The organism is Phenylobacterium sp., from assembly GCF_020253645.1.
Taxonomy (GTDB): domain Bacteria; phylum Pseudomonadota; class Alphaproteobacteria; order Caulobacterales; family Caulobacteraceae; genus Phenylobacterium.
The window spans coordinates 1-9,166 of record NZ_JADCBG010000010.1 but is presented as its reverse complement, the minus strand read 5'-3'; the positions used below and the strand labels follow the sequence as shown (position 1 = coordinate 9,166).

The window sequence follows — 9,166 nt, the reverse complement described above, 5'->3', positions numbered from 1 at the left end:
GCCATTCCCGCCTACGCCCTGTTCGAGAACGCCCGGCGGGCCCGCCTGGGCCTCGACCGGCCGACCTACGCCCGCAAGATGGGCGAGCTCTTTGCCCCCTTCACCCGGGTGGCCGCCGCCAACCCCTACTCGGCCTCGCCCTTGGAGAAGACGGCGGAGGAGCTGGTCGCCGTCAGCGACAAGAACCGCATCGTCGCCGATCCCTTCACCCGGATGCTGGTGGCCCGGGACCAGGTGAACCAGGCCGCCGCCGTCATCCTGACCTCGGTGGGCGTCGCGCGCGCCCTCGGCGTGCCGGAAAGCAAGTTCGTCTACCTGCACGGCCAAGGGGACTCCAACGAGCTGACCATCATGGAGCGGCCGGACCTGTCGGCCAGCCCCTCCGCCATCGCCGCCGGCCGCAGGGCGCTTGAGCTCGCCGGCAAGACCGTCGACGACATGGCGGTCTTCGACTTCTACTCCTGCTTCCCCATCGCCGTGTTCAACATGACCGACGGCCTGGGCATCGCGCCGGACGACCCGCGCGGCCTCACCCTGACCGGCGGCCTGCCCTATTTCGGCGGTGCGGGGAACAACTACTCCATGCACGCCATCGCCGAGGTCGTCCCGGCCCTGCGCGCGCGGCCGGGGGCGTTCGGTTTCATCGGCGCCAATGGCGGCATGCTCTCGAAGTACTCCGCCGGGGTCTATTCCACGACGCCCGCCGACTGGAGCCGGCCCGAGGCCCGCCGGGCCAAGATCCCCTACGATCCGGTCCCTGGCCTTGAGGTCGACACGGCGACGGGCGAGGCGACGGTGGAGACCTACACCACCACGACGACCCGCTCGGGGCCGGCCATCGTGGTCATCGCCCGCCTGCCGGACGGCCGCCGCGCCGCCGCCAACCAGGCCTCGGAGGCCGCCTTCGCCGAGCTGGCCGCCCGCGAGCCCATCGGCCGCCGGGTCCGCCTGGAGACCGACGCCGAGGGCTTCAATCGCTTCACCTTCATCGACTGAGGGCGTCCACCTCGGCCAGGCGCGCCTGGCTCCAGGGGCTCTCCGGCCGCTCGGCGAGGCGTTCCTCGACCAGCACCCGGGCGAAGCCCGCCTGGCCGCTCCGCAGGGCCGCGACCAGCAGGGTCCTCTGCCAGGCGTCGCGCTGGGCGTGGCTGCCGCCGAACACCGACAGGAGACGTCGCACCGGCGCCAGCCAGGCCACGCAGGCCGCGAAGTCGCCCTCCGCGAAGGCCAGCACCCCCCGCGCCGCCGGGAGCCCCGCGGACCTCAGGGCCTGGGCGTTGGTCGCGGCCGGGTCCGGGTTGGCCGCCGCCGCCGCCATCCGGTCCACAAGCGCCCGGGCCCGCTCCAGCCGCCCCGCCCCGCAGTGGGCCAGCACGGCGTGCAGGTCGTTGAAGGCGTACCAGGCGCCCTCGTCCCTCAGGGCCCATTCCTCCGACAGCCGGTCCCAGCGCCCGCCCGCCTCCACCCCGTCGAGCTTCAGCCGCCAGAGCAGGCCCGCCGAATCGATCAGGGTCATGGCCAGGGGATCGGGTCCTCCGTCCCAGACCGCCGCGTCGTGCAGGGCGAGGGCCCGCTCGGCCCCGTCGGTCTCCAGGGCGAAGAGGGCCGCGTGCCAGGAGGTGTGGACCTTCAGGAAGTGGTCGTGCGCCCAGTCCGCTCGGCGGGCCTCCAGCAGGTCGAGCCCCGCCTGCGAGCGGCCCTGCATCTCCAGGGCGTGAACCAGGGCGTGCTGGGCCCAGACATCCCGGGGCGCGCCGTCCAGCGCCCGCCGTGCGGCGGCCTCGGCGGCCGGATAGTCGCCCAGCTCCTCCAGCCCGAAGGCCTGCATGCCCGACAGGTAGGGATAGGCCGGATCGCCAGGGTCCCAGGCCTGCAGGGCCTCGGTCGGCCGGCTGCGCAGGCGCTCGGCGTCGCCCATGAAGAAGTCCAGCTGGTGGCCGGCGTTCAGGGCGATGGGATCGGCCGGCCAGGCCTCAAGCAGGTCGTCCAGCCGCCGGCTCGCCCCCGCCCAGTCCCCCGCCGCCCAGGCCCGGATCACCGAGAGGTGCGCCGCCTCGCGGTCATCCGCCGGCGCGATCTGGCCCCTCCGCGCCACGCCGGCGCCGCCGGGGCCCCGCTCGGAGGACATCAGGCCCAGATAGGCGCCCAGCATCCGACCCAGGGCGCACTCGGGGTCGGAGGCGGCGGTCTTGAGGAAGCCCATGGCCTCGGGCCGCATGGCGAAGAGCGCCTCCAGCGCCTGCTCCAGGGCGGCCACCGCCCGGGGGGTTCCCCGGGTTTCCAGTCCGAACCGGTCCTTCATGCGCGGGTCCCCCTCAAGTCCCGATCTTGCCACGCGCCGCGCGCCGGTCCAGAGCTTGCCGCACCGCTGCTCAAGGGAACGTCATGCCCGAAGGCCCCGCCTTCTCCGAACAGACCCGCGCCGCCGCCGAGGCCCTCATCGCCCAGTACGGCGAGGACGCCGAGGTGATCGCCACCCTGCGCGCGGCGGAGTTCGCCGCCCTGGGCGACCGCAAGGGCCTCGCCGACTGGGATGACATCATCGCCTGCGTCGCCGTGCTGCAGGCCGGGGGGACGGGCGGCGCGACCCTCAACTGATGCCCGCGCCCTCCCGCCTCAGTTCCCGTACCGGAAGATCGGGTCGTCCAGGTCGATCTTCGGCAGCTCGTCCTTCTCGCGCCAGTAGTCCTGGCTGTGGCGCCACTCGGGCTTGTTCCCCGCCTTGGGCAGCAGGTGGCCGCCGCGCTGCAGGTAGCCCGGGTTGAAGTCCTCCGGGTCCATCCAGGGGCCGAGGGTCATGTCCTTGTCCTCGGGCCGGAGCTCGGCCGTCACCCGCTTCACGCCCTTTGTCTTCATGTGGTTGAGGAGGCGGCAGACGAAGTCGCCCAGCAGGTCCACCCGCAGGGTCCAGCTGGCGCGGAAATAGCCGAACACCCAGACCAGGTTCGGCACGCCGGTGAACATCATGCCGCGGTAGGTCACGGTCTTCGACATGTCGACCGGCTTGCCGTCCACGGTCATCGCGATGTCGCCCAGGACGCTGAGGTGGAAGCCCGTGGCGGTGACGACGATGTCGGCCTCGATCACCTTGCCGGACTTCAGCTTCACGCCTTCCGGCACGAAGCGGTCGATCTCGTCGGTCACCACGCTGGCGTGGCCCTCGATCACCGCCTTGAAGAGGTCGCCGTCCGGGACGAAGGCGATCCGCTGGCTCCACGGGCGGTACTTGGGCGTGAAGTGTTCCTGCACCGCCTCCTCGCCCAGGAAGGCGCGCACGCCTGACAGCAGTTCGTTCCGCACCACCTCCGGCTCCTCGAAGGAGCGACGGGTGAACTCGCCGCCGTCGAACAGGATCTTGCGGCGGACGATCTCGTGGATCCAGGTCTCGTCGATCTCCAGCTGGCGCAGGATGTCGGCCAGCTCGTTGGCGTTCCGGCCCGGGATGAAGTAGGTCGGCGAGCGCTGCAGCATGGTGACGTGGGCGCACTTGCCGGCGATGGCGGGCACAAGGGTCGCCGCGGTGGCGCCGGAACCGATCAGCAGGACCTTCTTGCCGGCCAGGTCGATGTCCTTGGGCCAGTTCTGGGGGTGGATGACCTGGCCCCTGTAGTCTTCCATCCCCTCCCAGTCTGGGGTGTAGCCCACGTCGTGGCGATAGTAGCCCTGGCACATCCACAGGAAGTTGCAGGTGAAGGTCACCGTCTCGTCGGTGTCGAGGCGCACCGCCTCCACCGTCCAGGTGTTGTCCAGGCTGGACCAGGCGGTCTTCAGGATCTTGTGCCGGTAGCGGATGTGCCGGCCGATGTCGTTCTCCTCGATCACCTCGCCCATGTACTTCAGGATCTCCTCGGCGGAGGCGATTGGGGCGTTGACCCAGGGCTTGAAGCGGTAGCCGAAGGTGTAGAGGTCGCTGTCCGAGCGGATGCCCGGGTACTTGTGCGTATTCCAGGTGCCCCCGAAGGTCTCCTGGGTCTCGAGGATGACGTAGCTGGTCCCGGGGGTCTGGGTCTTCAGGTGGTAGGCGCCGCCGATCCCGGAGATGCCGGCCCCGACGATCAGGACGTCGAAATGCTCGGTCTTGGCCCCAGTACGGCTCAGGGTTTCCGTCGCGCTCATGTTCATCCTCACCTCTCCTGCCCGGTCGCCTGCCTACCTGCAGGGCGCGGGATCGCCTCCGGTCCGGGACTCCTGTCCATATGGGGGGAGGGGACAGGATCAGATTCGGGGACGCAAGGGGCAGTTTGGCCCGCGCCGCGCTGGCCTCATTGACCAGAATCAATCGGGCCGCCGGCCTCAGCTTCTGAGGCGGGCCCCGCAGGCCTTTTCGGCGGCGCCGACGATCCGGGCGGAGAGGGTCTCGATGTCGGCCTCCGTCAGGGTCTGCTCCCGGGGCTGGATGCGCACCTCGACGGCCACGGACTTGAAGCCCTCCGGCACGCCGGGGCCCTGGTAGACGTCGAAGATGCGGGCCTCGGTGATCAGGGCCTTGTCGGCGGCGAGGATGGGGCGGACCAGGTCGCCCGCCGGCGCGTCCTCCGGCAGAAGGAAGGCGAAGTCGCGCGACAACGGCATCAGCGGCGAGGGCTGGAAGGCCGGCCGGGTCTTCACCTCCCGGCGCTTGGGCTCAGGCAGGAGGTCAAGGTGAAGTTCGAAACCGAGGACCGGTCCGTCCACGTCCTGCGCCTTCAGGACCGCGGGATGGATCTCGCCGAACTCGGCGATCACCGTCTTAGGGCCCAGCTGGAGCCGGGCCGAGCGGCCGGGACTCCACCAGGGGGAGGAGTCGCCCTGCACCATTTGCAGGGCCGGCGCGCCGATTTCGCCGAGCAGGGCCTCAAGGTCGCCCTTGAGGGCGAACAGGGCGTCGACGTCACGGCCGTCCCAGCGCCGGGCGGGATGAGGCGAGACGACGGCGGCGATCACCGTCGACTGGTCGCCGGGCTGGTCGCCCCGGTAGATGGGCCCGATCTCGAACAGGGCGGCGTCGGGATAGCCGCGCCGGGTATTGCGGCCGACGGCCTCGATGAGGTTGGGCAGGATGGAGGGCCGCATGCAGTCCAGGTCCGCGGCGATCGGGTTCGACAGGACCAGCTCCGGGGCGCCGCCGCCGAACGTCTCGGCGGTCGCCCGCTTCATGAAGCTCGAGGTCACGGCCTCGGCGTAGCCAAAGGCGGCCAGGGCCCGGCGCGCGGTCCGCATCCGGGACTGGCGGACGGTCAGGACGCCTCCGGGCGCAGGCCGCGCCGGCGGCAGGGGGGTGGAGGGCAGGGCGCCATAGCCGGCGATCCGCGCCACTTCCTCGACCAGGTCGGCCTTGCCCTCCACGTCCCGCCGCCAGGAGGGCGGGGCCACCGTCTCGCCGTCGAGTCCGAAGCCGAGGGCTGAAAGGATGCCGTCAATGCGCTCGCGTCCGATGGACAGGCCGGACAGGGCCTCGACATAGCCCCGGTCGAAGGCGAAGGGCGCGGGCGGCGCGGGGGCCTGGCCCGCCAGCACCGCCTCGGATGGCTCGCCGCCGCAGATGTCCAGGATGAGCCGGGTGGCGAGCTCCAGGCCGGGCAGCAGGCTCTCGGGGTCCACCCCGCGGGCGAACCTGTACTGGGCGTCGGAGGCGATCCCCAGGGTCCGGCCTGTCTGGGCGATCCGGATGGGGTCGAACCAGGCGCTCTCGATGAAGACGTCCGTGGTGGTCTCCGAGCAGCCGGTGGAGGCTCCGCCCATCACCCCGCCCAGGCCGATGGCGCCCGAGGCGTCGGCGATGACGCAGGTCTCCGGGCCGGCGGCGTAGGTCTTGCCGTCCAGGGCCTCGACGCGCTCGCCCTCGCGGCCCAGCCGGGCCTCGATCCAGCCTCCGGACAGCCTGGCCGCATCGTAGACGTGCAGGGGCCGGGCCCGGTCGAAGGTGATCAGATTGGTGATGTCCACCAGGGCGCTGATGGGCCTCAGGCCGATGGAGAGCAGCTTCCTCTGGAGCCAGTCTGGCGAGGGCCCATTGCGGACGCCCCGGATCAGGCGTCCGGCGAAGGCCGGGCAGGCGCCGCTGTCGTCCAGCCGGATCTGGACCGGGCAGGGGAAGCCCCCGGCCACGGGGGTGATGGCGGGGGTCTTCAGCCGGCCCAGGCCGGCGGCGGCCAGGTCCCGGGCGACGCCGTCCACGCCAAGCCAGTCGGGCCGGTTCGGCGTCACCTCGAAGTCGATCACCGCCTCGAGGCCCAGGGCGACAGCGGCGGGCGTCCCGACCGCAAGGCCGGCGTCCAGCTCCAGGATGCCGTCGGACTCTTCAGCGGTCTGGAGTTCGGCGGCCGAGCACAGCATGCCGTTGGACACGACGCCGCGCACAGGCCGGGCCTCCAGCACCAGGCCGTTGGCCGGGATGCAGGCGCCGATGGGGGCGTAGATTGTGGTCAGGCCGGCCCGGGCGTTGGGCGCCCCGCAGACGATTTCCTTGCGGCCGTCGACCGTATCGACCTGGCAGACCCGCAGCCGGTCGGCGTTGGGATGCTGGACGGCCTCGACGATGCGCGCGACCGAAAAGGCCGCCAGGCGCGCGCCGGGGTCGTCCACGTGCTCGACCTCCAGGCCGGCCATGGTCATGGCCTCGACGACCTCGGCGACCGAGGCGGAGGTGTCGAGATGCTCGCGGAGCCAGGAAAGGGTGAACTTCATCTCAGGTCTCCTAGCTCAGGCCCGAGGCGGGATTAGGGGCGGCGAAGGCGGAGAAGCCGTAGTGGGCCAGCCAGCGGACATCGGCGGCGAACATGTCGCGCAGGTCGGGCATGCCGTACTTCAGCACCCCCAGCCGGTCGACGCCGCAGCCGAAGGCGAAGCCCTGCCAGACATCGGGATCGAGGCCGCAGTTCCGCAGGACGTTGGGATGCACCATCCCGCAGCCCAGGATCTCCAGCCAGTCCTCGCCCTCGCCGATCCGCACCTCGCCGCCGGAGCGGTCACACTTCACGTCTATCTCGGCCGAGGGCTCGGTGAAGGGGAAGTGGTGGGGGCGGAACCGTGTGGTCACCCGGTCGGTCTCGAAGAACCGGGCGATGAAGGTCTCCAGGGTCCACTTCAGGTGGCCCATGTGAATGCCCTTGTCGATCACCAGGCCCTCGATCTGGTGGAACATGGGGGTGTGGGTCCGGTCGGACTCCTGGCGGAAGGTCCGGCCCGGCACGATGACGCGGATCGGCGGCTCCTGGCCGCTGGCGATCCAGCCCGGCAGCTTCTCGTTCGTCCTGTGCATGACCCGCACCTGGACGGGCGAGGTGTGGGTGCGCAGGACCTTGCGATCACCGTTGGCGTCCGGCGGCAGGAAGAAGGTGTCGTGCATCTCCCGCGCCGGGTGCTTGGGCGGGAAGTTCAGGGCCGTGAAGTTGTTGAAGTCGGTCTCGATGTCAGGCCCCTCGGCGACGCCGAAGCCCATGTCGGCGAAGACGGCGACCAGCTCGTCCATAACCTGCATGGTCGGGTGCACGCCCCCCCGGCGGCGGGGCGGGGCGGGCAGGGACAGGTCCACGCGGCTGGCGGCGAGCTGCGCCTCGAGCTCCGCCGCCTCCAGCTCGGCCTTGCGGGCCTCGATGCGGGCGGCCAGCCGGTCGCGCATTTGGTTGATCTGGGGGCCGAGGACCTTGCGTTCCTCCAGGCTCACCGAGCCCAGGGTGCGGGCCAGCAGGGTGACGTTCCCCGACTTGCCCAGGATGGCGACGCGCGCCTCGTCCAGGGCGGCCAGGTCGGCGGCCCCGTCGATCCGGGTCAGGTTATTGCTTTCCAGTTCGGCGATGTCGGTCATGAGCCTTGCTCGGCGGCGAGAGGGGCGGGACGTGAGGGCGGAGACGGGAGGGCGCAAGCAAAAAGCCCCCCGGACGCGCCGGGGGGCTTCTGAATGCAGCAGAGCCATGGGGCTCCGGGCGTCAGGCCAGGGCGGCGCGAACCTTGTCGGCGATGGCCTTGAAGCCGACCGGATCGTTGCCGGCGATGTCCGCCAGCACCTTGCGGTCCATCTGGACCCCGGCCAGTTCAAGGCCGTGGATAAATCGGGCGTAGGTCATGCCTTCCAGGCGGGCCGCGGCGTTGATCCGCTGGATCCACAGGGACCGGAAGCTGCGCTTGCGCACCTTGCGGTCGCGGTAGGCGTACTGGCCGGCCTTGTCGACCGCGGCCTTGGCGGCGCGGATGGTGTTCTTGCGGCGGCCATAGAAGCCGGCGGCCTTCTCAAGAACCTTCTTGTGGCGGGCGTGGGCGGTGACGCCCCTCTTTACACGTGCCATGCGTCAGGTCCTCCGATCAAAGGCCGTAGGGCAGGAAGATGCGGATGATCTTGGCGTCGGCCTCGGTCATCACCTTCGTGCCCCGGTTCTGGCGGATGTACTTGGCGTTGTGGCTGATGAGGCGGTGGCGCTTGCCCGCCACCCCGGCCTTGAGCTTGCCGGTGGCGGTGAGCTTGAAGCGCTTCTTCGCCCCCGACTTGGTCTTCAGTTTCGGCATTTCACGTCGGAACCTTCCGGCCCCGTCCTCTGGCGTATTGATGAGCCGCCCTGGCATGCCTTTGGCCAGGCGACTCCGAAGGGGCGGGTGAGTACGCGAAAAGGGGAAGTGGGGCAAGCCCTCAGACCTCACTCCGGGGTCGGGGCGCCAGGCGGCTCGCCGAGAGCGCCAGGAAGATGGCCGGCACCACCAGCGCGGCGCCCAGCAGGAAGGGTGCGTTGATGTTCAGCGGGAACACCAGGCCGGCCGAGAACGGCCCCGCCACCCTGGAGAGGGCGCCGCAGGCGTTGTTCACCCCCTGGATCTGGCCCTGCCGGTGAGGGTCGGCGGTGCGTGAGATCATCGACGCCACATTGGGGAAGGCGACGGACTGGCCCACGGCGGTCACGCACATCAGGGCGATGGTTGCGGCGGACCCTGGCGAGACCACCAGCAGGCCGGAGCCAAGGACGGTGAGACTCATGCCCACCGCCAGCATTCGCCCCTCGCCGAACCTTTCCGACAACGGGCCGGTCAGGAACATCTGCGAGATCGCCGCCGCCACGCCCACGAAGGCGAAGCAGACCCCGATCTCCCGGGGCGTCCACCCGAACCGCTCATTGGCCCAGAGGCCGAAGATCGACTCGATGCCGGTGAAGGCGAACCCGACGATGAAGGACAGCAGCATCAGGCGGCCGAGGACCGG

The 9,166-nt window shown here is 70.8% G+C and carries 8 protein-coding genes and 1 pseudogene; 2 read left to right on the top strand and 7 right to left on the bottom strand.

Features of this window, described 5'->3' with window-relative positions:
- Positions 1–996: pseudogene (locus tag INE98_RS00450) on the top strand (acetyl-CoA acetyltransferase); the annotation flags it as partial.
- On the opposite strand, the gene INE98_RS00445 reads toward INE98_RS00450, so the two are convergent.
- A complete protein-coding gene (locus INE98_RS00445; RefSeq protein ID WP_293535757.1) occupies positions 986–2,302 on the bottom strand; it encodes a tetratricopeptide repeat protein in 1,317 nt (438 codons plus the stop codon). The pseudogene INE98_RS00450 and the gene INE98_RS00445 overlap by 11 nt on opposite strands.
- A gap of 83 nt (positions 2,303–2,385) precedes the next feature.
- On the opposite strand from INE98_RS00445, the gene INE98_RS00440 reads away from it, so the two are divergent.
- The gene (locus INE98_RS00440; RefSeq protein WP_293519781.1) at positions 2,386–2,598 is read left to right on the top strand and encodes a hypothetical protein; all 213 of its coding nucleotides are present in this window, start codon (positions 2,386–2,388) and stop codon (positions 2,596–2,598) included.
- 18 nt (positions 2,599–2,616) lie between these two features.
- Here the strand turns inward: INE98_RS00440 and INE98_RS00435 are convergent, their stop codons facing one another.
- From INE98_RS00435 to INE98_RS00410, 6 genes are all read right to left on the bottom strand, one after another.
- Positions 2,617–4,116, bottom strand: a complete 1,500-nt coding sequence (locus tag INE98_RS00435; protein WP_293535756.1) for an NAD(P)/FAD-dependent oxidoreductase — start codon at positions 4,114–4,116, stop codon at positions 2,617–2,619.
- Positions 4,117–4,293: 177 nt separating this feature from the next.
- Positions 4,294–6,666, bottom strand: a complete 2,373-nt coding sequence (pheT, locus tag INE98_RS00430; RefSeq protein ID WP_293535755.1) for a phenylalanine--tRNA ligase subunit beta — start codon at positions 6,664–6,666, stop codon at positions 4,294–4,296.
- Between the two features lie 10 nt (positions 6,667–6,676).
- Positions 6,677–7,786, bottom strand: a complete 1,110-nt coding sequence (gene pheS, locus INE98_RS00425) for a phenylalanine--tRNA ligase subunit alpha (RefSeq protein ID WP_293535754.1) — start codon at positions 7,784–7,786, stop codon at positions 6,677–6,679.
- A gap of 121 nt (positions 7,787–7,907) precedes the next feature.
- Positions 7,908–8,264, bottom strand: a complete 357-nt coding sequence (rplT, locus tag INE98_RS00420) for a 50S ribosomal protein L20 (protein WP_110449248.1) — start codon at positions 8,262–8,264, stop codon at positions 7,908–7,910.
- Between the two features lie 16 nt (positions 8,265–8,280).
- Positions 8,281–8,481 carry a 50S ribosomal protein L35 gene (gene rpmI, locus INE98_RS00415; protein ID WP_110449249.1) on the bottom strand — a complete coding sequence of 67 codons (201 nt, stop codon included), beginning with the start codon at positions 8,479–8,481 and terminating at the stop codon, positions 8,281–8,283.
- Positions 8,482–8,602: 121 nt separating this feature from the next.
- Positions 8,603–9,166: MFS transporter (locus tag INE98_RS00410; protein ID WP_293535753.1), on the bottom strand; the 564-nt coding region annotated here is incomplete at its 5' end.